A 24,921-nucleotide genomic window follows, 5' to 3' on the forward strand; every position below is an offset into this window, starting at 1 on the left:
TGGCGGGACGCGGAGCGTCCCAGGAGGCGTTACCACGCAGAGCGTGGGAACGATCTTGTTGAGTGCAAAAAAGTATCAGTCCCAGTGTTCCCAAGGATTTGTCACACCGCCAATTGAAGGCTGTAATCAACGCACACTCTTCCTGACTCCCTGTAGGAAGACACAACAACAATAACTGTCCTTCTGCAGCCCCCAGGGCGCGGAAATGGAGTGCGCGATGAAGTTCACAGCAAAAGCACTGCTTGTCTCCACCTGCATGACCCTCAGCGCCGTCAGCTTCGGCGCCCAGACCCTGACCATTGCCACCGTCAATAACAGCGACATGATCCGCATGCAGAAGCTCTCGAAAACGTTCGAAGCCGAGCATCCGGAAATCAAGCTGAACTGGGTGGTGCTCGAAGAAAACGTGCTGCGCCAGCGCCTGACTACCGACATTGCCACCCAGGGCGGGCAGTTCGATGTGTTGACCATCGGCATGTACGAAGCCGCACTCTGGGGCGCCAAGGGCTGGCTGGAGCCGATGAAGGACTTGCCGGCGTCCTACGACCTGGACGATGTGTTCCCTTCGGTGCGTGACGGGTTGTCCGTCAAGGGTTCGCTGTATGCCCTGCCGTTCTACGCCGAAAGCTCGATCACCTACTACCGCACCGACCTGTTCAAGGACGCCGGGCTGACCATGCCCGAGCACCCGACCTGGAGCCAGATCGGCGAATTCGCCGGCAAACTCACCGACAAGAGCAAAGAGCAATACGGCCTGTGCCTGCGCGGCAAAGCCGGTTGGGGCGAGAACATGGCACTGATCACCACCCTGGCCAATGGCTACGGTGCGCGCTGGTTCGATGAAAAATGGCAGCCTGAATTCAATGGCCCGGAATGGAAGAACGCGCTGAACTTCTACGTCGACAACATGAAGAAATCCGGCCCGCCAGGGGCTTCCAGCAACGGTTTCAACGAAAACCTGGCGCTGTTCAACAGCGGCAAGTGTGCGATCTGGGTGGATGCCAGCGTCGCCGGCTCGTTCGTCACCGACAAGAGCCAAAGCAAAGTGTCCGAGCACGTCGGCTTCACTTTCGCGCCCCATGAAACCACCGATAAGGGCACCTCGTGGCTGTACTCCTGGAGCCTGGCGATCCCGACCAGTTCCAAGGCCAAAGACGCCGCCAAGGTGTTCACCAGTTGGGCGACATCCAAGGAATACAGCCAGTTGGTGGCCAAGACCGACGGCATTGCCAACGTACCGCCAGGTACGCGCAAGTCGACCTACAGCGATGAGTACATGAAGGCTGCGCCGTTCGCCAAGGTCACGCTGGAATCGTTGAAAGTCGCCGATCCGACCAAGCCGACGCTCAAGCCGGTGCCGTATATCGGGATCCAGTTGGTGACCATTCCCGAGTTCCAGGCGATCGGTACCCAGGTCGGTAAGTTCTTCTCCGGTGCGCTGACCGGTCAGCAGACGGTTGATGCAGCATTGACTGCGGCGCAGACCACCACCGAGCGGGAAATGAAGCGGGCCGGTTACCCTAAATAACCTGAGCCTCACCACAGTCAACTGTGGGAGGGGGCTTGCCCCTCCTGCATTGACCGCACTCCGATCCTTGCTCCGCACTGGCCTTGATTACCATGAAAACACCTGCCAAAAACCGCCTGGCCAACCCCGGCTGGTTTCTCGTCAGCCCCTCGGTGGCCCTCTTGCTGCTGTGGATGATCGTGCCGCTGGGCATGACCCTGTACTTTTCGCTGATCCGCTACAACCTGCTCTACCCCGGCGAGAACGAATTCGTCGGGCTGGAAAACTTCACCTATTTCATCACCGACTCCGGCTTCCTGCCCGGCGCCACCAACACGTTGTTGCTGGTCGGCAGCGTGCTGTTGATCAGCGTGGTGTTCGGCGTGTTGATCAGTGCGCTGCTGGAGGCCAGTGAGTTCTTCGGTCGCGGCCTGGTGCGGGTGCTGCTGATTTCACCGTTTTTCATCATGCCCACGGTCGGCGCGCTGATCTGGAAAAACCTGATTTTCCACCCGGTGTCGGGGGTGCTCGCCGCCGTGTGGAAACTGTTCGGCGCCGAGCCGGTGGACTGGCTGGCGCATTACCCGCTGCTGTCGATCATCATCATTGTGTCGTGGCAATGGCTGCCCTTCGCGATCCTGCTGCTGATGACCGCCATGCAGTCCCTCGATCAGGAACAAAAGGAAGCCGCGCGCCTGGACGGTGCCGGCGCCATCGCGATTTTCTGGCACCTGACCCTGCCGCACCTGGCGCGTCCGATTGCCGTGGTGGTGATGATCGAGACCATTTTCCTGCTCTCGGTGTTCGCTGAAATCTTCACCACCACCAACGGTGGTCCGGGCTACGCCTCGACCAACCTCGCCTACCTGATCTACAACCAGGCGCTGGTGCAGTTCGACGTGGGCATGGCCTCGGCCGGCGGCTTGATCGCCGTGGTCATCGCCAATATCGCGGCGATCATCCTGGTGCGGATGATCGGCAAAAACCTGACTGACAAGCCTTGAGGGCCGCGCCATGACGCTTCAACAATCCCGTCGCCTGCAAAGCCTGCTGCTCGGCACGCTGGCCTGGGCCATCGCGATCGTGATTTTCTTCCCGATCTTCTGGATGGTGCTCACCAGCTTCAAGACCGAAATCGACGCCTTCGCCACGCCGCCGCAGTTCATCTTCACGCCGACCCTGGAGAACTACCTGCACATCAACGAGCGCAGCAACTACTTCAGCTACGCGTGGAACTCGGTGTTGATTTCCTTCAGCGCCACCGCGCTGTGCCTGCTGATCTCGGTGCCGGCGGCCTACTCCATGGCGTTCTACGAAACCCAGCGCACCAAGCGCACGTTGCTGTGGATGCTGTCCACCAAGATGCTGCCACCGGTGGGCGTGCTGATGCCGATCTACCTGCTGGCCAAGAGTTTCGGCCTGTTGGACACGCGCCTGGCGCTGATCGTGATCTACACCCTGATCAACCTGCCGATCGTAGTATGGATGGTGTACACCTACTTCAAAGACATTCCCAAGGACATCCTCGAAGCCGCGCGCCTGGACGGCGCAACCCTGTGGCAGGAGATGGTCCGCGTGCTGCTGCCGATCGCCAAGGGCGGCCTGGCGTCCACCGTGCTGCTGTCGCTGATCCTGTGCTGGAACGAAGCGTTCTGGTCGTTGAACCTGACCTCATCGAATGCTGCGCCATTGACCGCCCTGATCGCCTCTTACTCCAGCCCCGAAGGCTTGTTCTGGGCCAAATTGTCCGCCGTCTCGACCCTGGCCTGCGCGCCGATCCTGATCTTTGGCTGGATCAGCCAGAAACAGCTGGTGCGCGGCCTGTCCTTCGGCGCGGTCAAATAATAATTCCTAGCGGAGGCCCATCATGGCCAACCTGAAAATCAAGAATCTGCAAAAAGGCTTCGAAGGCTTCTCGATCATCAAGGGCATCGACCTGGAAGTGAACGACAAGGAGTTTGTGGTCTTCGTCGGTCCGTCGGGCTGCGGTAAATCCACGCTGCTGCGCCTGATCGCCGGCCTGGAGGAAGTCAGCGACGGCACCATCGAACTGGACGGGCGCGACATCACCGAAGTAACCCCGGCCAAGCGCGACCTGGCCATGGTGTTCCAGACCTATGCGCTGTACCCGCACATGAGCGTGCGCAAGAACATGTCGTTTGCCCTCGACCTGGCCGGCGTCGATAAAAAGCTGGTGGACAGCAAGGTCAGCGAAGCGGCGCGCATCCTCGAACTGGGCCCGCTGTTGGAGCGCAAGCCTAAGCAGCTCTCCGGCGGCCAGCGCCAGCGCGTGGCCATCGGCCGGGCGATTGTGCGCAACCCCAAGATCTTTTTGTTCGACGAACCGCTGTCCAACCTGGACGCGGCCCTGCGCGTGCAGATGCGCCTGGAGCTGGCGCGCCTGCATAAAGAGCTGCAGGCGACCATGATCTACGTGACCCACGACCAGGTCGAAGCGATGACCCTGGCGGACAAAGTCGTGGTGCTCAACAGCGGCCGCATCGAACAGGTCGGCTCGCCGCTGGAGCTGTATCACCAGCCGGCCAACCTGTTTGTGGCCGGGTTTCTGGGCACGCCGAAGATGGGGTTCCTCAAGGGCAAGGTCAGCCGGGCGAGTGGTCAGGACTGTGATGTGCAGTTGGACGCCGGCACCCTGGTGACCCTGCCGTTGAGCGGCGCCAGCCTGAGCGTCGGCAGCGCGGTGACCCTGGGCATTCGGCCGGAACACCTGGAAATCGCCACGCCGGGGCAAACCAGCCTGACGGTGACGGCCGACGTCGGCGAGCGCCTGGGCAGTGACACGTTCTGTCACGTCATCACCGCCAGTGGCGAGCCGCTGACCATGCGCATCCGTGGCGATATGGCCAGCCAATACGGCGAGACGCTGCAATTGCACCTGGACCCGACGCACTGCCACCTGTTCGATACCGATGGCAACGCCGTGGCCCGCCCACTGCGCGCCGCCGCCTGATTTCGCGAGTATTACGCTATGAAGCTGAATAAACAGAACCTCACCCAGCTGGCGCCTGAAGTCCGAGTGCCGGCCTACGCCATCGCCAGCACCTCCCAGGGCATCGCCCATATCGGCGTCGGCGGCTTTCATCGCGCGCACCAGGCGTACTACACCGACGCGCTGATGAACACCGGCGAAGGCCTGGACTGGAGCATCTGCGGCGTCGGCCTGCGCGCCGAGGACCGCAGGGCCCGCGACGACCTGGCCGGCCAGGATTACCTGTTCACCCTGTATGAGCTGGGCGACACCGACGACACCGAAGTGCGCGTGATCGGTTCGATCAGCGACATGCTGCTGGCCGAAGACAGCCCCCAGGCGCTGATCGACAAACTGGCCGAGCCCGCGATCCGCATCGTCTCGCTGACCATCACCGAAGGCGGCTACTGCATCGACGACAGCAACGGCGAGTTCATGGCCCATCTGCCGCAGATCCAGCACGACCTGGCGCATCCCGCCGCGCCGAAAACCGTGTTCGGGTTTATCTGCGCCGCACTCACCCAGCGGCGTGCCGCCGGCATCCCGGCGTTTACCGTGATGTCCTGCGATAACCTGCCGCACAACGGCGCCGTCACCCGCAAGGCGCTGCTGGCCTTCGCCGCCCTGCGCGATACCGAACTGCATGACTGGATCGCGGCCAACGTAAGCTTCCCGAACGCCATGGTCGATCGCATCACACCGATGACCAGCACCGCGCACCGTCTGCAACTGCACGACGAACACGCTATCGACGATGCGTGGCCGGTGGTGTGCGAGCCGTTTGTGCAATGGGTGCTGGAAGACAAATTCGTCAATGGCCGACCGGCCTGGGAAAAAGTCGGCGTGCAGTTCACCGACGACGTCACGCCTTACGAAGAAATGAAGATCGGCCTGCTCAACGGCAGCCACCTGGCCCTGACCTATTTGGGTTTTCTCAAGGGCTATCGGTTTGTCCACGAAACCATGAACGACCCGTTATTCGTGGCCTATATGCGCGCCTATATGGACCTGGACGTCACGCCGAATCTCGCGCCGGTGCCAGGCATCGATCTGACCCAGTACAAGCAGACCCTGGTCGATCGCTTCTCCAACCAGGCCATCGCCGACCAGTTGGAACGGGTGTGTTCGGATGGCTCGTCGAAGTTTCCCAAGTTCACCGTGCCGACCGTCAACCGCTTGATTGCCGATGGCCGCGAGACCGAGCGCGCGGCATTGGTGGTGGCCGCCTGGGCCCTGTATCTCAAAGGTGTGGATGAGAACGGCGTGCGCTACAACATTCCCGATCCACGTGCGGCGTTCTGTCAGAGCCTGGTGACTGACGATGCGCTGATCAGCCGGCGTCTGCTGGGGGTGGAAGAGATTTTCGGCGCGGCTATTCCCAATTCGCCTGCGTTTGTGGCAGCGTTTGAGCGGTGTTTTGCCAGCTTGCGCGATAACGGCGTGACCAAAACCCTGCAGCAGTTACTGAAGAAACCGGCTTAGAAATGTGGGAGGGGCAAGCCCCCTCCCACATTGGGATAGCATTTAACGTCCAACAATAATGCTGAGCACACCCTCATGACCCAGCAAAACCTGTTCCTCGGCATCGATTGCGGCACTCAGGGCACCAAAGCCATCGTCCTCGACGCGTCCAGCGGCCAGGTCCTGGGCCTTGGCGCTGCGCCCCATACCCTGATCAGCGGTGCCAACGGCCGTCGCGAACAGCACACTCAGGAATGGCTGGATGCGTTCACTGCGGCCACCCATCGTGCCCTGCAACAAGCCGGTGTCGACGGCCAGGCCATCCTCGGCATTGGCGTATCCGGCCAGCAGCACGGCCTGGTGCTGCTGGATGAGCACGGCCAGGTACTGCGCCCGGCCAAGCTGTGGTGCGACACCGAGACGACCGCCGAGAATGACCGCCTGCTGGCGCACCTCGGCGGCGAGCGTGGTTCGCTGGAACGCCTGGGCGTGGCGATCGCACCGGGCTACACCGTCTCCAAACTGTTGTGGACGCGCGAACAGCACCCGGAGCTCTTCGCCCGCATCGCCCATATCCTGCTGCCCCACGATTACCTCAACTACTGGCTCACCGGCCGCGCCGTCGCCGAGTATGGCGATGCGTCGGGCACCGGGTACTTCAATGTGCGCCGCCGTGAGTGGGATGTGGACCTGCTTCGGCACATCGACCCGAGCGGCCGCCTGGAGCAGGCGCTGCCGCCGTTGATCGAGGCCGATCAAAGCGTCGGCACGATCCTGCCGGCCATCGCCGAGCGGTTGGGCATCAACCCCCATGCCGTGGTCTCCAGCGGCGGCGGCGACAATATGATGGGCGCCATCGGCACCGGTAATATTGCGCCGGGGGTGATTACCATGAGCCTGGGCTCGTCCGGCACCGTGTATGCCTTTGCCGACCAGCCCAACGTCAGCCCGCAGGCTTCGGTGGCGACGTTCTGTTCTTCCAGCGGCGGCTGGTTGCCGTTGATCTGCACCATGAACCTGACCAACGCCACCGGCGTGATCCGCGAGCTGTTCGAGCTGGACCTGCCTGCCTTCAATGCCTTGGTCGAACGCGCGCCCATCGGCGCCGACGGTGTGAGCATGCTGCCGTTTCTCAACGGCGAACGCGTACCCGCCCTGCCCCACGCCAGCGGCAGCCTGCATGGCCTGACCATGACCAACCTGACCCGCGCCAACCTGTGCCGAGCGGTGGTCGAGGGCACCACCTTCGGCCTGCGCTACGGGCTCGACCTGCTGCGCCAGACCGGCCTGCAAAGCCAGAGCATCCGCTTGATCGGCGGCGGCTCGAAAAGCCCGGTGTGGCGCCAGATGGTCGCGGATATCATGCACACCGAAGTGATCTGCACCGAACAAAGCGAGGCCGCCGCCCTCGGCGCAGCCATCCAGGCGGCGTGGAGCCAGACCGGCGAATCCCTGGCCAGCCTCTGCGACAGATGCGTGAGCGTCGACCCGGCCAGCCGTACCGTGCCGGTGGCGGCCCATGTCAGCGCCTATCAACAGGCTTACGAGCGCTATCAGCAACTCGTGGCAACCCTTTAAGAGCGAGCGATTATGTATCTGGTGTGTGGTGAAGCGCTGTTCGATTTCTTCAGCGAGGAAGATGCCAGCGGCAAGGCGTCGAAGGTCAATTACAAGGCAATTGCCGGTGGGTCGCCGTTCAACGTAGCCGTGGGCCTGCGCCGCCTGGGCATCGACGCAGGGCTGTTCGGCGGGTTGTCCAGCGATTTCCTCGGTCGGCGCCTGCTGCAGGTGCTGCGGGACGAAGGCGTCAGCGAGGATTACCTGGTGGAGTTCGCCGCGCCGACCACCCTGGCGATGGTCGCCGTGGGTGCCAACGGCTCGCCGCAGTACAGTTTTCGCGGCGACGGCTGCGCCGACCGGCAATTGCAGCCAAGCCATTTACCGCAACTGGGCGACAATGTGCGTGGATTGCATGTGGGGTCATTCTCGCTGGTCGTGCAACCGATCGGCGACACCCTGCTGAGCCTGGTCAAGCGCGAAAGCGGCCAGCGTCTGATCAGCCTCGACCCCAATGTACGGCTCAACCCCCAGCCGGATATCCAACTATGGCGCGACCGCGTCGCCGAACTGGTCAAGCATGTCGACCTGATCAAGGTCAGTGACGAAGACCTGCATCTGCTCTATCCCGGCCAATCGCCGGAAAGCGTCCTGCAAGGCTGGTTGCAGCACCGTTGTCAGTTGGTGTTCCTGACCCGCGGCGGCGATGGGGCCACTGCGTTCAGTCGCCAGCATGGCAGCTGGTCACAGCCGGCGCTGGACATCGTGATGGCCGACACTGTGGGCGCCGGCGATACCTTCCAGGCAGCGTTGATTGCCTGGCTGACCGAGCACCACCTGGATTCGGTGCACGGCCTGCAACAGCTGAGCCGCGCACAGATCGACGCCATGCTGGGCTTTGCCATTCGCGCATCCGCGCTGACCTGCACCAAGACCGGCCCCGACCTGCCGTATCGCCAGCAGTTGGGCTGAACATCCGCATTTTCGACTGTGAATCCGGGGTTCGGCGATCCACGGATTTGCAACGTAGAGGGCCTGGAGTTAATCCAGGCCCGAGGTTTTCATGCTGCCCGCTCGCCCGCCGACCTAGTAGTAATAGCCGCGTGCGCCTGCTCTTTGCAAAGTGGGCTGGTGGAGTTGTTTCAGGTCCTTACGTAACCCGATCACCAACTCGCAGATGGCGCGACTGCTGACGAGGTCTTGCGCCTTGATCCCTTTGACCTCCAGGTCGACCCGATCACGGTTGCTGTCGTCGTAGACCTTGATCGTCAACGAAGCGTCTTCGGCTGTGGTGCACTCGCACCGCCTGGGCAGGAAACTTCCTTCAATAATGCTGCGTAATTCAAGTTCCGAAAACATGGCCAACCTCTCCTTTTTTCAATAGCCAACAGATTGTTGTCGTTATGCCAGGCATAAGCCTGCGGCGTCTTACCGGCCTTGGAAGACGCCATCACTGTGCAAGCGTACTTGGCAAAACAGCTTCGCGTTGTAACCTTTCCTCATAAGCAGGCCAGGGTTTTATATAACTAAAATTTGAACTTCCTGGGGCCGTTTAAAACGTCGGCGAATAGGCACGATTAAACGTTTAACCCAGCGGCCGCGGTCGTCCGCCGGGGCTTTCAGCAACATATCGAAACTATTCATCGGCGCGCAGATCGTTCCTGCGCGGCTTTACGCGAATATACGAAACGTATACGCTGCGTATATCCAACCGCACAGTGAATCCCATGGGCATCGTTAAGATCACCGATCAACTGCACGAACAATTACGCCTGGCCAGCGCGACGATGGACCGCTCCATCAACGCCCAGGCCGAGTTCTGGATCAAGGTCGGCCTGCTCGCCGAACTGAACCCCACCCTGACCTACAACGACCTGATCAACAAACTGCTGCTGGACAAACCCGAGCTGATCCGGGGGCGCAGCTGATGATCAAGACCGCCGCTCAACTGGCCGTGATGCGTGAATCCGGTCGGCTGCTGGCCCAGGTGTTCGATATGCTCGACGGCTGCGTCGCCGCCGGCTGCTCGACCCTGGCGCTGGACACGGCCGTCGAAGCCTTCATCCGCAACGACCTGCAGGCCCGCCCCGCCAGCCTCGGCCAGTACGACTATCCGTTCTGCATCAACACCTCGATCAACGAGGTGGTCTGTCATGGCATGCCCAGCGCCAGGGATGTGCTCAAGGACGGTGACATCATCAACATCGACATCACCCTGGAAAAAGGTGGCTTTATCGCCGACGCCAGCAAGATGTATATGGTCGGCACTGTCGCGCCCAAAGCCCGGCGCCTGGTGGAGACGACCTTCGAGGCGATGTGGGCCGGTATCCGCCAGGTCAAGCCCGGTGCGCGCCTGGGCGATATCGGTCACGCCATTCAGAGCCATGCCCAGGCCAATGGCTACAGCGTGGTGCGCGAATACTGCGGCCATGGCATCGGCCGGCAGATGCACGAAGAACCGCAGATCCTGCACTTCGGCCGCCCCGGCACCGGGCTGGAGCTGCGTGAAGGCATGGTGTTCACCATCGAACCGATGCTTAACCAGGGCAGCGCCAAGGTGCGCAGTCTCAAGGATGGCTGGACGGTGGTGACCCGGGACAACAGCCTGTCGGCCCAATGGGAACACACCGTGGCGGTGACAGCGGACGGCTACGAAGTCCTGACCCTCCAGCGATCGCCCACCCCATAACCGGTGGCACGCTCGTTACCAGACCTGGCCCTGGCGTTTCAACTCCAGACGCCGCACGAACTCCTCCAGCACCAGGCTGTAGAGATCGTCTTGTAGATAGGCATCCTCGATGCCGGCGTCCAGGTTGGGGTTGTCGTTCACCTCGATCACCACGACTTTGTCGCCAGACTGCTTGAGGTCGACACCGTAGAGACCGTCGCCGATCAGGTTGGCGGTCTTCACCGCCAGGTCCACCACCGCCTTGGGTGCTTCGTGTACCGCCAGCGTGCGGCATTCACCGTTGATCGCTGCGCCGATGGCCTTGTGGTTGTAGATCTGCCAATGGCCCTTGGACATAAAATACTGGCAGGCAAAGATCGGTTTGCGGTTGAGCACGCCGATACGCCAGTCGTACTCGGTGTAGAAAAACTCCTGGGCCAGCAGCAGCACCGAATGCTCGAACAGTTCAGCGGTGGCCTTGAGCAGCGCGGCCTGGCTCTCGACCTTGATGACACCGCGCGAAAAACAGCCGTCGGGGATCTTCAACACCAACGGAAACCCCAGGCGTTCGCCGACCCGTTCAAAATCCTGCGGTCGCTCCTTGTACAGAATCTCGGTAGCGGGCATGCCCAATTGGTGGCTGTTGAGCAGGTCGGTAAGGTAGACCTTGTTGGTGCAGCGCAAGATCGACGTCGGGTCGTCCATCACCACCAGCCCTTCGCTTTCAGCTTTCTTGGCGAAACGGTAGGTATGGTTGTCGACGCTGGTGGTCTCGCGGATCAATAAGGCGTCGTATTCGGCCAGGCGCGCGTAATCCTTGCGCTCGATCAGTTCCACGTCGATGCCCAGGCCCCTGCCCACTCGGATGAAGTTGTTCAGGGCTTGGGCGTTGGACGGCGGCAACTGTTCATGGGGATCGTGCAGGATCGCCAGATCATACCGGGCCAGGCGCCGCGAACGCGGCTGGCGCCAAATCCTGCGGCTGAAGTTGTCGAGGGCATGGGCGAAATAATCTTCCTGATCGTCGCGCAACTTATGCAATACACCAGACTTCACCCCAACGATATGCCAGCCGTTGTGCTTTTTGAACTCAACTAAGAGGATTGGACAGGGGAACGCTTCAAATAACTGGCGGGCCAATTCCTGTAACGCCTCAATCGGCGTTCGGCCGAAATAAAGCGTCAGCGTAAAACCCTCGGTACTACTGTAAAGATGATGGCTCAGGGTTTTATCGAGCACTCTGTCCAGATCATCCAACGCCAAGCCATACAGTGACTTTCTGGCCAGTTCGCTGATGGTACGCACGGAAGGAATCACTTTGTGCCCACGCGCTTCGGCCAGCAGCGAACAATAGTAGCCATGCCCCAGATACTTGTAGCTGCGGCACAGGTTGATGACCTGTACACGCTTGCCCGTCTCGTTCTGGCGCGTCTGTTCCAGGTATTCGTGGGCGGTGATCATCTCTTCGCTGGGCAAGTAAGACGCCCAATCTTCCTTGCGCTCCACAATAATCACGACTTGACTCGCGGCTTTAGGCACTTGTGCAAAATAACGAGGGGAAGTGATTGTCGCCGCGCAGCTTTGCTCGGATACTTCACGCCAATGACTGTGTACCGCCGACATAATATTTGATCCGCTTTAGAGAACTGGACCTTTTCTATTAAGCACGATCTTTTTGAGAAGTCCCGTTTCATTACGCAACTTTTACGGTGGTTATATGACCCTTTGCTTTCGCATTGCGACGCTCGATGACATACCTGCACTAACAGCGTTGGAACAACAATGTTTTACCGGCGACCGGCTGTCGCCCCGCAGTTTTCGCTGGATGGTTCGTCGCGCCAATGGCCAATTATGGCTGGCGGAACGTGACGCCCAATTGCAAGGGTACGCGCTGGTGCTGCTGCGTCGCGGCAGTGCCGTGGCGCGGTTGTATTCCATCGCTATTGCCGAGCCCGCACGAGGGTTGGGCTTGGGTGCGCAGTTGTTAGCGCGGATCGAAGCCTGCGGCGTGCAACAACGCTGTACCCGACTGCGGCTGGAGGTGCGCACGGACAACCTCGGCGCGCTGGCCCTGTATGAACGCAAGGGCTATCGACGGCTTGCGTGCACGCCGGACTATTACGAGGACAACTGCGCGGCGTTGCGGCTGGAGAAGGTGCTTGCCGCGCAGTGATTAGCGCGCTCGCCGCTGGTCGTCACGCCACCTGCCTGACCCCCGCCTTGGCCTCCAGTTCGCGCACCAGCGGCAATACGCGCTTGCCGAAATACTCCACTTCTTCCTGAAAGTGCAGGAACCCCGCCAGCACCAGGTCCACGCCCACGGCCTTAAGGGCGACGATGCGTTCGGCGATCTGTTGCGGCGTGCCGATCAGGTTGGTCTTGAAGCCGTCGTTGTACTGCACCAGGTCTTCAAAGCTGGATTTGGCCCAGTTGCCCTCGCCTTCGGGCGAGGCTTTGCCCGCTTGCCGGGCCGCGTCACCGAAGGCGTTCACGGCTTGCAGGTCGGCCTTGTCGATGATTTCCGCCAGCACGGCGCGGGCCTGCTCCTCGGTGTCGCGGGCGATCACAAAGGCGTTCACCCCGATTTTGACCGAATGGTTGTTGGCCGATGCCTTGGCGCGAATATCGTCGACCTGGGCCTTGATGCCTTCCAGGGTGTTGCCGTTGGTGAAGTACCAGTCCGACACCCGCGCCGCCATGTCCCGCGCTGCCCGCGAGCTGCCGCCCTGGAACACTTCCGGCTGGCCCAGGGGCTTGGGCTTGAGGGTGTAGTTGTTGAATCGGTAGAAATCACCCTTGAAGGTGAAATTGTCCTGGGTCCAGATGCCCTTGAGGGCTTGAATGAATTCTTCGGAGCGGCGATAGCGCTCATCGTGCTCCAGCCAAGGCTCGCCGATGGCCTGGAACTCGCCCTTGAACCAACCGCTGACGATATTGACCGCGATACGGCCGTTGGTGAGCTGGTCGATGGTTGCCAGTTGCTTGGCCGCCAACGCCGGCTGCCAAGGACCCGGCAGGATCGCGGCGATCACCTTGAGCCGGGTGGTGGCGGCCAGCAGGGCATGGCTGAACGCCACGGATTCATGCTGGCTCTCGGCGCCGTAGCCGGCGGTAAAGCGGATCTGGGTCAGGCCATACTCGAAGCCCGCCGCCTCGGCCAGTTGCGCCAGCTTACGGTTGTAGTCGATCCCCCAGTCGGTGCGCTGCGCAATCTTGCTGACCACCAACCCACCGCTGACGTTGGGCACCCAATAGGCAAATTTCACGGCTTGCTGACTCATCGAACGGCACCTCGTACCAAGGAATGTACCGAGGGGTTGAGCAGCAAGTGTGCCAGCCCAGGCAAACGCCCGTGCCAGGCCGTCTGCGCGGGTCATTCAACCCGACGATCGCCTGGCCGCAACTGTCGCGGTTGAGGCCGTTTTGTCGAATCGCTGTTGCCGGAACAACAGCAGAGCGCCCCGCTCCCCCATAAACAGTGGGCTCGGCGCCCGGCACGGACTGTGCAAACACACAAGCCACCGATCACTGCCCAGGAACCGTTCCATGACCGAACACCACGTCATCAACCCGCTTTCCATCGGCGTCGACTACGCCTCCCTGGCCGCGCGCTTTCGCCCGACTTTCCAACGCATCGCCGAGGGCGCGCTGGAACGGGAACACACCCGCACCCTGCCTCACGCGCCGATCCAATGGTTGAAGGAAGCCGGCTTCGGCGCCGTGCGCGTGCCGGTGGAGTACGGCGGCGGCGGTGCCTCGCTGCCACAGTTATTCGCGCTGCTGATCGAGCTGGCAGAGGCCGACTCCAACGTGCCCCAAGCCCTGCGCGGGCACTTCGCCTTTGCCGAGGACCGCCTGAATGCCGCGCCCGGTGCTGGCCGTGACCTGTGGTTCAAGCGCTTCGTCGACGGTGAGATCGTCGGCTGCGCCTGGACTGAAATTGGCAGCGTCGCCATCGGCGATGTGGTAACCCAGGTCACGCCGAACGGTGATCAGTGGACGCTCAACGGCGAAAAGTTCTACAGCACCGGGAGCATTTTCGCTGATTGGATCGACGTGTACGCCCAACGCAGCGACACCGGCGGCGACGTGATTGCCGCCACCCGCGCGCGCCAGCCCGGAGTGGTACACAGCGATGACTGGGACGGCTTTGGCCAACGCACCACCGGCAGCGGTACTTCGCGCTTTACCGATGCCGTGGTGGAAGCCGAAAACGTCATCGACTTTGCCACCCGTTTCAAGTACCAGACCGCGTTTTATCAGCTGGTGCTACTGGCCAGCCTCGCCGGGATCGGCCGCGCGGCGCTCAAGGACGTGGCACACCACGTGCGCAGTCGCAAGCGCATCTACAGCCATGGCAATGCCGCCCATGTGAGCCAGGACGCACAGATCCAACAAGTGGTAGGCGAAGTCGCCGCACTGGTATATGCCGCCGAAGCCAGCGCATTGAAGGCCGCGGAGCCGGCGCAGCGGGCGTACCTGGCGCGGTTCGGTGCGGATGAAGCGGCCGAGCGTGAGGCCAATGTGGCGGCCGAAATCGAATCGGCCACGGCGCAGGTGGTGGTGTCGGAATTGATTCAGCGGGCCACCAGCGAACTGTTCAATGCGCTGGGAGCCTCGGATGTGCGTCAGGGCAAGGGTTTGGACCGGCATTGGCGTAACGCGCGGACCGTGTCCTCTCACAACCCGGTGATCTACAAGGCGCGGATTGTGGGGGACTGGGTGATCAATGGCACCGAACCGCCGTTCGTTTGGCAGATCGGCAATGGCCCGGCGAAAAGCTAAAGCGGGGGAACCCTGTGGGAGGGGTTTGCCCCCTCCCACCTCAGAACGCCAACTTGTAACCGACGGCCATCAACATGACCGCCAGGCAGGGACGCAATACACCGTCCGGGATCTTGCCGGTCATGTGGCTGCCGATGTAAATCCCCGGCAACGAGCCCATCAACAGAAACCCCAACAGGTGCCAGTCCATATTGCCCATCCCGGCATGGCCAAGGCCCGCCACCAGGGTCAGCGGCACGGCGTGGGCGATTTCGGTGCCCACCAGGCGGCGCGTGGCCAGGAACGGATAGAGGATAAACAGCGCCACGGTACCCAGGGCGCCGGCGCCGATGGACGTCAAGGCAACCATGGTGCCGAGGATCGCGCCGGTGAGCACCGTCAAGGCATTCAGGTTGCGCGGGTTCATGTGGTAGCTGTCGCCCGCGTGACGCTGAGCGAAGGCCAACAGGGTTTTCTTGAACAGGATCGCCAGCGCAGTCAGCAGCAGCACCACACCGAGGGCCTGCTTGATCACCGCGTTCATCGTGCTGGGGTCGGTGTGCAGGGTAGCCAGGAACCACAGGGTCAGCAGCACGGCGGGCACGCTGCCGAGGGTCAGCCAGCCGGTGATGGTCCAGTCGATGTTTTTGTTCCTGCTGTGCACCAGCACGCCACCGGATTTGGTGATGGCGGCGTACAGCAGGTCGGTGCCCACGGCGGTGGCCGGGTTGATGCCGAACCACAACAGAATCGGCGTCATCAACGAGCCGCCACCGACGCCGGTCATGCCGACGATAAAACCCACGATCAGGCCGGCAATGACGAAACCAACGTTACCCACTTCCATGAACAGCTACCTGCGGCCATATAAATTTCTGGCCGCAGGATAGCGATTTTTCTTATAACCACTTATATCAATATGATCTGACTTTATGCCTTTTAAGCCAGCCGCCGACACAGGTAGGCCTGCGTCTGGTACGGAAACGCTACGGTCTCACGCCCGCGCAGGTCGGGATGGGTGTCGATCAGGGTGCGCAGTTGCGCGGTGACGCTGGCTTTTTGCGGGTCCGGCAGCGCCGCGATGAAACTCACCGAGAGGAAACGATCGATGATCACTTCCTGGGGGCTGCCTACGTGCTGGTAGGCAAAACAGGTCAGTTCGGGCATGGAAAAATAATCGCCGCGCAAGGCATTACGCCAATGGCCGGTGTGGAACCGTGGAGTGTCGCCTTCATAAGGCGTGATGATCTCGGTGATCGCCGCCACCCAGTCCACCGACTCGTCGCGCACATTCCACACCAGGCCCAGGCGCCCATCGGGCTTGAGTACACGGTGAATTTGCGCCAATGCCGCCTGTGTGGCGAACCAGTGGAAGGCCTGCGCACACACGACGACGTCGGCACTCGCGGTGTCCAGGGGCATGGCGTCGGCGGTACCGGAAACCAGACGTACACCGGGCAATGCCTTGAGCAGTTGCTCGCCCATCTGTGCCACGGGTTCTACGGCGATAAGCGTCGGCGCCAGGCTGCTGAGCAACCGCGTGAACTTGCCGGTGCCGGCGCCCAGGTCGATCACCGTCGACTGGCTGGTAACCCCCAGCGTCTCGCTGAGCCAGCCCGTGAGCTGGCGGGGGTAATCCGGACGCCCCTGGGCGTAGGTGGCGGCCTGGGTTGAGAAACCTAGTTGAGCAGACGCGTGAACGGCAGTCATGGCCAATCTCTCCTCGGGTAAAACGGGGCCACAGTATGCTCTTTTGCTCACCTGCCTGCAGGCCGATCAGCTCGCGCTGCTGGGCAACCACACCCGAAACCGCGCGCCGCCCAGCGGTGACGCCTGCGCCGTGAGCGTGCCGCCCTGGGCCTCCAGCGCGCGCCGACTGATGGCCAGGCCCAGGCCGAAGCCGCCGGTGGCGCGGTCGCGGCTACGGTCGAGACGGTAGAACGGTTCGAAGATACGCTCTCGCTGGTCCAGCGGAATGCCGATGCCGTCATCGTCCACCCAGATTTCGCAGCCCTTGGGGCACACCTTGACGCCCACCTGGATGCGTGTTTCGCAATAGCGCGTGGCGTTGCGCAACAGATTCTGCAACGCGCGGGCGGTGAGGCGCGGGTCAAGGCTGAAACGCTCGATGGCGCAGTCGAGCACCACGTCGATGACAATTTCGGGGTTTTCCAGTTCGTCGTCGACGCTGCCCAGCACGCTGTCGATAAATTCATCGAGCACCACGTCCACCCGCTCCGGCAACTGCGCCGGGTTCTGCAGGCGGCTGTAGGACAGCAGTTCCAGCACCAGCTCATCCAGCTCGCGAATATGCGCCACCAGGCCGTGCAGACGCTCGCGACTGGCTGGGGGCAGGTCTTCGGAAAGCGCCAGGGCCAGGCCGAAATCCAGACGCGTGAGCGGCGTGCGCAGTTCGTGGGAGACCGCGTTGAGCAGATCGCGCTGCTGATTGAGCAGGTGCTCGATGTCGTCGGCCATGGTGTCGAACACCGCCGCCAGGCTGCCGATACTGGAATGGGCGGGAACGCCCGTGCGCTCCGTCAGGTTACCCTGGCCCAACTGCGCGGCGGTGCTTTTCAAGCGTTCCAGATCGCGCCAGTGCGGGCGCAACCAGGCCAGCAGGCACACCAGCAGCGCCGCGACGATCAGCACGTTGATCGCCCAATACAGCAGGTTCATGTCCAGCGGGTCCGGCGGGACGGTCAGCTTGACCACGAACTGATCGTTGATCGGCGAGCTGATCTCTTCCATCCAGCCCCACTCGCCCAGGCGCACCACCGGTCTGCCCTGCTCCAGCAAACGCGCTTCTTCCGGGGTATAGCTCGCGTCCTGGCGCAGCAGCAATTGCACGCTCAGCGGGGCGAAGTCACGCCCCAGTTGCTCGGTCACCTGGGACCAGCGCTCCACCGGTGCACGCTGGTACTGCTTGACGATCAGGTGCTGCTGGCCACGGGTCTGCTCGATGTTGTAGTTCAGGTAACGGTGTTCGAACAGCTGGATCACCAGCTTGGGAATCAGGTAGATCGCGGCGCTATAGGTGACGATGGTGATCAGGAAGAGGCGAATCAGCACGCGCAGCATGGTTCAGCATTCCCACTCGGAACGGCTGAACAGGTAGCCCTTGCCCCACACCGTTTTGATCTTGCGGGCTTCGCCGGCATGGTCGTCGAACTTGCGCCGCAGCTTGGAGATGGCCACGTCCACCGAGCGGTCGGTGCCGTTGAACTCGATACCGCGCAGGCGTTGCAGGATCTGGTCGCGGCTGAGCACTTCGCCGGCGTGCCGCGCCAGCACCACCAGCAGGTTGTATTCGCCGCTGGACAGCTCCACCGCCTGGTCGCGCCAGGTCACGGTGCGCTCCGACAGGTCGATGCACAGGTTGCCCATCAGGATCCGGTCGTTGGCCACCTGGGGCTCGGACAAACTGCTGCGGCGCAGCAAGGTACGCACCCGCGCCAGCAGCACGCGGGGTTCGCAGGGTTTGGTGACGTAGTCATCGGCGCCCATTTCCAGGCCCAGCACCTGGTCGTGGCTGTCGTCGCGCGCGGTGAGCATCAGGATCGGCAGGCAGGCCGAATCGGCGCGCAGCAGGCGGCACACCTGCAGGCCGTCAAGCCCCGGCAGCATCAGGTCGAGAATCACCAGGTCCGGCGGATCGCGGCGCGCGCGTTCTTGCACCAGGTCGCCACGGCTGAGCACGTTGACGTGGTAGCCGTTGCGTTCCAGGTAGCTGGCGATCAGCTCGGATAGTGCGGCGTCGTCTTCCACCAGAAGGATGTTGGGCATGAAGGTGTTTCCAAAAAATGCAGTGATGTGTCGTACACAAACCCACTTTGGGAGGAGGCTTTCCCCCTCCCATGTTGGATCTTCAATGTTTGCAGGATTGTGCAAGGATATACGCCCTCGGCGCCCCGCGCGCCGCACCTTACATTTCTTCACAGACGACCTACACAGCTTCACAGCACCACGGCGCAGGTGCCTTTAGGATGCGCCAGTCATTATTGGGATAAGAGCATGTCGAAGAATCTGTTTGCGCCGTTTTGCCTGCTGGCCCTGACGCTGGCCCTGAGTGCCTGTGACCAGTCGGCCGACGAAACGCCGGAAATGCCCGTGGCCAAAGTGCGCATCGAAACCCTTGAGGCCAAACCCCTGTCCATCAGCAGCGAATTGAGCGGGCGCATTGCCGCGCCGCGCATCGCCGAAGTGCGCGCGCGGGTGGCCGGCGTGGTGATGCAACAGGTGTTCAAGGAAGGCCACGACGTCAAACAGGGCGACGTGTTGTTTCGCATTGACCCGGCCCCCTTCAAGGCCGACCTGGACAGCGCCAAGGCCAATCTGAGCAAGGCCGAGGCCAATGCGTTCCAGGCGCGCCTGCAGGAACAGCGCTACAGCCAGTTGGTGGAAGGCAACGCCATCAGTGGCCAGGACTACGACAACGCCCGCGCCGCCGTACGCCAGACCCAAGCCGAAGTCGCCGCCAACAAAGCCGCCGTCGAGCGCGCCAGGCTGAACCTGGGCTACGCCACCGTGACCGCACCGATTTCCGGACGCATCGGCCGCGCGCTGGTCACCGAAGGCGCATTGGTCGGCCAGAACGAAGCCACGCCACTGGCGATCATCCAGCAACTGGACCCGATTCACGCCGACCTCACCCAATCCACCCGTGAGCTGAACGACCTGCGCCGCGCCTTTCGCGCCGGCAGCCTGAAGCAGGTCGGCCAGGACCAGGCCAAGGCCACGTTGATCCTGGATGACGGCAGCCTCTACCCGCTGCCGGGCAAACTACTGTTCGCTGAAATCAGCGTCGACCCGGGCACCGGGCAGATCATCCTGCGCAGCGAGTTCCCCAACCCGGACCTGGACCTGCTGCCCGGCAGCTTCGTGCGGGTGCGCCTGGAACAGGCCGTGGATACCCAAGGCCTGAGCGTGCCGCAGCGCGCCATCACCCGCGACAGCGCCGGCATCCCCATGGTACTGCTGCTGGACGCCGAGCAGACCGTAAGCCAGCAACCGGTGGAACTGGGCGCGGTGGTCGGCGATCGCTGGGTGGTCAGCCATGGCCTCAAACCCGGTGACCGCATCATCGTGGAAGGCCTGCAGCACGCGCGGCCCGGTGAGAAAGTCCAAGTGGACGACAGCCCGGCCAAGCTGGCCAAGAAGGATTCCTGAGCATGCCGCAGTTTTTCATCGACCGCCCGGTCTTCGCCTGGGTGGTGGCCCTGTTCATTCTGCTCGCCGGCCTGCTGGCCATCCCGCAATTGCCGGTGGCCCAATACCCCAACGTTGCGCCGCCGAAAGTGGAAATTTACGCGGTGTACCCCGGTGCCTCGGCGCAGACCCTGGATGAGAGCGTGGTGAGCCTGATCGAACAGGAACTCAACGGCGCCGATCACCTGTTGTATTTCGAATCCCAGAGCAGCCTGGGTTCGGCGACGATCACCGCCACCTTCCAACCCGGCACCAACCCGGAAATGGCCCAGGTGGATGTGCAGAACCGCCTCAAGGCCGTGGAGCCGCGCTTGCCCCAGGCCGTGACGCAACAGGGTCTGCAGGTGGAAAAAGTCTCCGCGGGCTTCCTGCTGCTGGTGACCCTCACCTCCAACGACGGCAAGCTCGATGACGTCGCGCTCAGCGATTACCTGGCGCGCAACGTGATGAACGAACTCAAGCGCCTGGACGGGGTGGGCAAGGCCCAACTGTACGGCGCCGAGCGCGCCATGCGCATCTGGATCGACCCGCAGAAGCTGATCGGCTTCAACCTGACCCCGGCCGACGTGAACGCCGCCATCGCCGCGCAGAACGCCCAAGTCTCGGCCGGCAGTATCGGCGACTTGCCGGGCACCAACACCCAGGAAATCACCGCTGCGATCCTGGTCAAAGGCCAGTTGTCGACCCCGGCGGAATTCGCCGACATCGTGCTCAAGGCCAACCCGGACGGCTCCACCGTGCGCATCGGCGATGTGGCGCGGGTGGAAATCGGCAGCCAGGAATACCAGTTTTCCACGCGCCTGAACGGCAAACCCTCCACCGCCGTCAGCGTGCAGTTGGCACCGGGCGCCAATGCGCTGAACACCGCAACCCTGGTGCGGGCGAAGATGGACGAGCTGTCGCGGTATTTTCCGGCGAACGTGGAATACAAGATCCCGTACGACACCTCGCCTTTCGTCAAAGTCTCGATCACCAAGGTGGTCTACACCCTGCTGGAGGCCATGGCGCTGGTGTTCGCGGTGATGTTCCTGTTCCTGCAGAACGTGCGCTACACCCTGATCCCGACCCTGGTGGTGCCGATTGCGTTGATGGGCACCTTCGCCACCATGTTGCTGCTGGGCTTCTCGATCAACGTGCTGACCATGTTCGGCATGGTGCTGGCCATCGGCATCCTGGTGGACGACGCCATCGTGGTGGTGGAGAACGTCGAACGGATCATGGTCACCGAGGGCCTGTCGCCCAAGGAAGCGACGCGTAAGGCCATGGGCCAGATCACCGGCGCGATCATCGGCATTACCCTGGTGCTGGTGGCGGTGTTCCTGCCGATGGCGTTCATGGCTGGGTCCGTGGGGGTGATCTACCAGCAGTTCTCACTGTCGATGGCCACCTCGATCCTGTTCTCGGCGTTTCTTGCCCTGACCTTGACCCCGGCGCTGTGCGCCACATTGCTCAAGCCGATCGCCAAGGGCGAGCACCATGCCAAGGGCGGCTTCTTCGGCTGGTTCAACCAGCGCTTCGAGCGCCTCACCGAGCGCTATACCGGTTGGGTGGCTTATGCGCTCAAGCGCAGCGGCCGCTATCTGCTGATCTACCTGGTGCTGCTGGTGGGCATGGGCGTGCTGTTCGTGCGCCTGCCCGCCTCGTTCCTGCCGGTGGAGGACCAGGGCTACACCATCACCGATATCCAACTGCCGCCGGGGGCCAGCAAGAACCGCACGGTGCAGGTGGCCGAGCAGATCGAAGCGCATAACGCCGGCGAGCCGGGGGTGGGCGATACCACCATGATCATGGGTTTCAGTTTCTCCGGTTCGGGGCAGAACGCGGCACTGGCGTTTACCACGCTCAAGGACTGGTCGCAGCGCGGCAGCGACGATTCCGCCGCTTCGATTGCCGAGCGCGCCAATGGCGCCTTCAGCGAGCTCAAGGACGCAATCGCCTACGCGGTGCTGCCGCCGCCGGTGGATGGCCTGGGCACGTCCAGTGGTTTCGAGTTCCGCCTGCAGGATCGCGGGGGCGTCGGCCATGCCGCATTGATGGCGGCGCGCACCGAACTGCTGGCCCTGGCGGAGAAAAGCCCGATCCTGGCCAATGTGCGCGAAAGCGCCCTGGCCGAGGCGCCCCAGGTGCAGTTGGAGGTCGACCGCAAGCAGGCCAACGCGCTGGGGGTGTCCTTCGCCGAGGTGGGCAATGTGCTGTCTTCGGCGATTGGCTCGGCCTATGTCAACGACTTCCCCAACCAGGGCCGCATGCAGCGCGTGGTGGTGCAGGCCGAAGGCGACCGGCGCAGCCAGGTCGAGGACCTGCTGAAGATCCATGTGCGCAACGAATCCGGCAAGATGGTGCCGCTGTCGGCCTTCGTACAAGCCAAGTGGACCCAGGGCCCGGCGCAACTGACGCGCTACAACGGCTATCCGGCCATCGCCATTTCCGGCGAGGCGGCACCGGGCTACAGCACCGGCGAGGCAATGACGGAAATCCAGCGCCTGGTCAGCCAATTGCCGGCGGGCCTGGGTCAGGAATGGACCGGGCTGTCGCTGCAGGAACGCCTGTCCGGCTCACAGGCTCCGATACTGCTGGGGCTGTCGCTGCTGATCGTGTTCCTGTGCCTGGCGGCGCTGTATGAAAGCTGGTCGATCCCGACCTCGGTATTGCTGGTAGTGCCGCTGGGCGTGCTCGGCGCGGTGCTGGCGGTGAGCTTGCGCGGTATGCCCAACGATGTGTTTTTCAAGGTGGGCCTGATCACCATCATCGGCCTGTCGGCGAAGAACGCGATCCTGATCATCGAGTTCGCCAAGGACCTGTATGACCAGGGCGAAGACCTGATCGATGCCACCCTCAAGGCGGCGCGGTTGCGGTTGCGGCCGATCATCATGACCTCGCTGGCGTTCATCCTTGGCGTGGTGCCGCTGGCCATTGCCACCGGGGCCAGCTCGGCGAGCCAGCAGGCGATTGGTACCGGGGTAATCGGCGGGATGGTCACCGCGACCTTGGCGGTGGTGTTTGTACCGGTGTTCTTTGTGGTGGTGATGAAGCTGGTGCGCAAGCGCAGTCGCTGACTGTCAGCTTCAAGCGGCCAGCCGGAGCACCCTTGCTTCAACTTGCCGCTTGAAGCTTGCAGCCTGCAGCTGCTCAACCTATGTTGCTCACTATTCCCCCGAATCGTGAGCGCCATGCCCTTCCTTGCCCGCACCCATCCGCGTCTCTCCGCCGCCGCCGTCCTTGGCCTTGCGGTGGGTATCCTGGCGCCGTCCGGAACCGTCACCGGCAAAATTCTGATCGGCTGGAATGCCGGCGTCTGGACCTACCTGCTGCTGATGTTGTGGCTGACGCGCCGGGCCAAGGCCGAGGACGTCAAGCGCATCGCCGAAGTCGAAGACGAGAATGCCGGGCTGGTGCTGTTCACGGTGTGCATCGCCGCCATCGCGAGCCTGGCCACCATCACCTTCGAGCTGGTGGGCAGCAAAGACCTGGCAACCTCGGCACGCCTGCTGCACTACGGTTTTACCGGCTTGACGGTGATCGGTTCGTGGCTGTTGATCGGGGTGATTTTCAGCGTGCACTACGCTCGCCTGTATTACACCTGGACCGGCAAGGAACCGGCGTTGCGCTTTGCCGAGGGCCTGCTCACACCCAACTATTGGGACTTTCTGTACTTCTCCTTCACCATCGGCGTGGCCGTGCAGACCTCCGACGTGGGCGTGGCGACCCGTGGTATGCGCAAGGTGGTGTTGGGACAATCGCTGATCGGGTTTCTGTTCAACACCGCGATCCTGGGTTTCTCGATCAACATCGCCGCCGGCCTGTTCGGCTAGGCTGCATAAACCTTCTAGACGCCCATGCCGCACGGGCCGCTAATACCGTTTTACACACCGTCGAGGGGGTTATGACCGCGCACAATTGGATCGACCTGTCCCAGGACACCGACACCGGCATCGAAACGCTGCGCGCGCATTTCGAAGGCCACGCCTACGACCCCCACTGGCATGACAGCTACCTGATCGGCGTGACCGAGCAAGGCGTGCAGCAATTCAATTGCCGCCGCACCCGCCACGACAGCGTGCCCGGCCAGGTGTTCCTGGTGGAGCCCGGCGAGCTGCATGACGGCGACGCGCCGACCGCCGACGGTTTTACCTATCACATGCTCTACCTCGACCCGCATTGGCTGACACGGGAAGTGAGCACCGTATTCGAAGAGGCACCGGTCGACAGCCAGCTGAGTTTCGTCAGCACCCTGGCCGACGACCCACGCCTGGCTTTCGCCACCAGCCAAGCGTTCCAGACCCTGCACCGCGGCGAGTTGCGCATCGTACGCCAGCGCGCCATGGACCAATTGCTCGAACGCCTCACCGGACACCTTCACTGGCGCACACGCTACGGCGACGATCCGCGTCTGCCGCAGGTGGCCCACAAGGCTCGGGAATACCTGCATGCGCACCTGCATCACGACGTGGGCATGCACGAACTGGCGCTGGCCTGCGGCGTCGACCGCTTTCGCTTGAGCCGCGCCTTCAAAAGCGCGTTCGGCCTGCCGCCCCATGCCTACCTGGTGCAACTGCGCCTGGCCCGTGCCCGGCATTTACTGGCCAAGGGCGAACAACCCGCCGATGTGGCGATTGCCCTGGGCTTCGCCGACCAGAGCCACATGGGCCGCTGGTTTATGCGCGCCTATGGCCTGACCCCCGCCGCCTACCGCAGGCGCTGCTCAAATCTTCCAGACAGATAACCCGGCGGCTTGTGAAGATCGACTCCATCGATTGGTTTACCGGA

At 62.5% G+C, this 24,921-nt stretch carries 21 protein-coding genes and 1 pseudogene; 15 read left to right on the forward strand and 7 right to left on the reverse strand.

The annotated features are described in order from the left end of the window. The first annotated feature begins 256 nt into the window (after positions 1-256). The 7 genes from QRN10_RS09665 (at position 257) to QRN10_RS09695 (ending at position 8,486) form a co-directional block, all read left to right on the forward strand. Complete coding sequence (locus QRN10_RS09665) at positions 257-1,528, forward strand: ABC transporter substrate-binding protein (RefSeq protein WP_370694772.1); 1,272 nt, start codon at positions 257-259, stop codon at positions 1,526-1,528. A gap of 92 nt (positions 1,529-1,620) precedes the next feature. Continuing rightward, positions 1,621-2,511: a carbohydrate ABC transporter permease gene (locus QRN10_RS09670; protein ID WP_181077326.1), complete on the forward strand. Its 891-nt coding sequence runs from the start codon at positions 1,621-1,623 to the stop codon at positions 2,509-2,511. A 10-nt stretch (positions 2,512-2,521) separates the two neighbouring features. After that, positions 2,522-3,352 carry a carbohydrate ABC transporter permease gene (locus QRN10_RS09675; protein WP_181077324.1) on the forward strand — a complete coding sequence of 277 codons (831 nt, stop codon included), beginning with the start codon at positions 2,522-2,524 and terminating at the stop codon, positions 3,350-3,352. 22 nt (positions 3,353-3,374) lie between these two features. Further along, positions 3,375-4,478, forward strand: a complete 1,104-nt coding sequence (locus QRN10_RS09680; RefSeq protein WP_285428291.1) for an ABC transporter ATP-binding protein — start codon at positions 3,375-3,377, stop codon at positions 4,476-4,478. A gap of 18 nt (positions 4,479-4,496) precedes the next feature. After that, entirely contained in the window at positions 4,497-5,978 is a 1,482-nt protein-coding gene (locus QRN10_RS09685) for a mannitol dehydrogenase family protein (RefSeq protein ID WP_285428292.1), read from the forward strand. A gap of 75 nt (positions 5,979-6,053) precedes the next feature. Further along, positions 6,054-7,535: a xylulokinase gene (xylB, locus tag QRN10_RS09690; protein ID WP_253507063.1), complete on the forward strand. Its 1,482-nt coding sequence runs from the start codon at positions 6,054-6,056 to the stop codon at positions 7,533-7,535. A gap of 12 nt (positions 7,536-7,547) precedes the next feature. Then, complete coding sequence (locus QRN10_RS09695) at positions 7,548-8,486, forward strand: carbohydrate kinase family protein (protein WP_285428293.1); 939 nt, start codon at positions 7,548-7,550, stop codon at positions 8,484-8,486. A gap of 114 nt (positions 8,487-8,600) precedes the next feature. Here QRN10_RS09695 and QRN10_RS09700 read toward each other — a convergent pair whose 3' ends face one another. Continuing rightward, entirely contained in the window at positions 8,601-8,873 is a 273-nt protein-coding gene (locus QRN10_RS09700) for a DUF1652 domain-containing protein (RefSeq protein ID WP_285428294.1), read from the reverse strand. A gap of 368 nt (positions 8,874-9,241) precedes the next feature. Here QRN10_RS09700 and QRN10_RS09705 point away from each other — a divergent pair, with 368 nt between their 5' ends. Both QRN10_RS09705 and map read left to right on the forward strand, forming a co-directional pair. Continuing rightward, positions 9,242-9,442, forward strand: coding sequence for a ParD-like family protein (locus QRN10_RS09705; protein ID WP_181077314.1), 201 nt, complete (start codon positions 9,242-9,244; stop codon positions 9,440-9,442). Beyond that, entirely contained in the window at positions 9,442-10,203 is a 762-nt protein-coding gene (gene map, locus QRN10_RS09710; RefSeq protein WP_285428295.1) for a type I methionyl aminopeptidase, read from the forward strand. Before QRN10_RS09705 ends, map begins: the two co-directional genes overlap by 1 nt. Positions 10,204-10,218: 15 nt before the next feature. Here the strand turns inward: map and QRN10_RS09715 are convergent, their stop codons facing one another. Next, on the reverse strand, positions 10,219-11,805 hold the full coding sequence (locus tag QRN10_RS09715) for a RimK family ATP-grasp domain-containing protein (RefSeq protein ID WP_285428296.1): 1,587 nt from the start codon (positions 11,803-11,805) through the stop codon (positions 10,219-10,221). Between the two features lie 94 nt (positions 11,806-11,899). On the opposite strand from QRN10_RS09715, the pseudogene QRN10_RS09720 reads away from it, so the two are divergent. Next, positions 11,900-12,337 (forward strand): annotated as a pseudogene (locus tag QRN10_RS09720) (GNAT family N-acetyltransferase); the annotation flags it as partial. A gap of 40 nt (positions 12,338-12,377) precedes the next feature. Here QRN10_RS09720 and sfnG read toward each other — a convergent pair. Further along, positions 12,378-13,463, reverse strand: a complete 1,086-nt coding sequence (gene sfnG / locus QRN10_RS09725; protein ID WP_253507051.1) for a dimethylsulfone monooxygenase SfnG — start codon at positions 13,461-13,463, stop codon at positions 12,378-12,380. Between the two features lie 265 nt (positions 13,464-13,728). On the opposite strand from sfnG, the gene QRN10_RS09730 reads away from it, so the two are divergent. Beyond that, positions 13,729-14,967 carry an acyl-CoA dehydrogenase family protein gene (locus tag QRN10_RS09730; protein ID WP_285428297.1) on the forward strand — a complete coding sequence of 413 codons (1,239 nt, stop codon included), beginning with the start codon at positions 13,729-13,731 and terminating at the stop codon, positions 14,965-14,967. Positions 14,968-15,007: 40 nt separating this feature from the next. Here QRN10_RS09730 and QRN10_RS09735 read toward each other — a convergent pair whose 3' ends face one another. The 4 genes from QRN10_RS09735 to QRN10_RS09750 form a co-directional block, all read right to left on the reverse strand. Beyond that, the gene (locus QRN10_RS09735; protein WP_285428298.1) at positions 15,008-15,793 is read right to left on the reverse strand and encodes a sulfite exporter TauE/SafE family protein; all 786 of its coding nucleotides are present in this window, start codon (positions 15,791-15,793) and stop codon (positions 15,008-15,010) included. 92 nt (positions 15,794-15,885) lie between these two features. Further along, positions 15,886-16,656: a class I SAM-dependent methyltransferase gene (locus tag QRN10_RS09740; protein ID WP_285428299.1), complete on the reverse strand. Its 771-nt coding sequence runs from the start codon at positions 16,654-16,656 to the stop codon at positions 15,886-15,888. Between the two features lie 66 nt (positions 16,657-16,722). Continuing rightward, positions 16,723-18,027: an ATP-binding protein gene (locus QRN10_RS09745; RefSeq protein ID WP_181077305.1), complete on the reverse strand. Its 1,305-nt coding sequence runs from the start codon at positions 18,025-18,027 to the stop codon at positions 16,723-16,725. Positions 18,028-18,030: 3 nt separating this feature from the next. Continuing rightward, positions 18,031-18,732 carry a response regulator gene (locus QRN10_RS09750; RefSeq protein WP_181077303.1) on the reverse strand — a complete coding sequence of 234 codons (702 nt, stop codon included), beginning with the start codon at positions 18,730-18,732 and terminating at the stop codon, positions 18,031-18,033. Between the two features lie 228 nt (positions 18,733-18,960). Here QRN10_RS09750 and QRN10_RS09755 point away from each other — a divergent pair, with 228 nt between their 5' ends. From QRN10_RS09755 to QRN10_RS09770, 4 genes are all read left to right on the forward strand, one after another. Further along, positions 18,961-20,115: an efflux RND transporter periplasmic adaptor subunit gene (locus QRN10_RS09755; RefSeq protein WP_266249045.1), complete on the forward strand. Its 1,155-nt coding sequence runs from the start codon at positions 18,961-18,963 to the stop codon at positions 20,113-20,115. A 2-nt stretch (positions 20,116-20,117) separates the two neighbouring features. After that, a complete protein-coding gene (locus tag QRN10_RS09760; protein WP_285428300.1) occupies positions 20,118-23,210 on the forward strand; it encodes a multidrug efflux RND transporter permease subunit in 3,093 nt (1,030 codons plus the stop codon). A 114-nt stretch (positions 23,211-23,324) separates the two neighbouring features. Next, positions 23,325-23,966 carry a DUF1345 domain-containing protein gene (locus QRN10_RS09765; protein ID WP_181077298.1) on the forward strand — a complete coding sequence of 214 codons (642 nt, stop codon included), beginning with the start codon at positions 23,325-23,327 and terminating at the stop codon, positions 23,964-23,966. Between the two features lie 71 nt (positions 23,967-24,037). Then, a complete protein-coding gene (locus QRN10_RS09770) occupies positions 24,038-24,877 on the forward strand; it encodes an AraC family transcriptional regulator (protein WP_266249043.1) in 840 nt (279 codons plus the stop codon). The last annotated feature ends 44 nt before the right edge of the window (positions 24,878-24,921 follow it).

The sequence above is a fragment of the Pseudomonas sp. lyk4-R2A-8 genome (genome assembly GCF_030209095.1).
GTDB lineage: Bacteria > Pseudomonadota > Gammaproteobacteria > Pseudomonadales > Pseudomonadaceae > Aquipseudomonas > Aquipseudomonas quebecensis.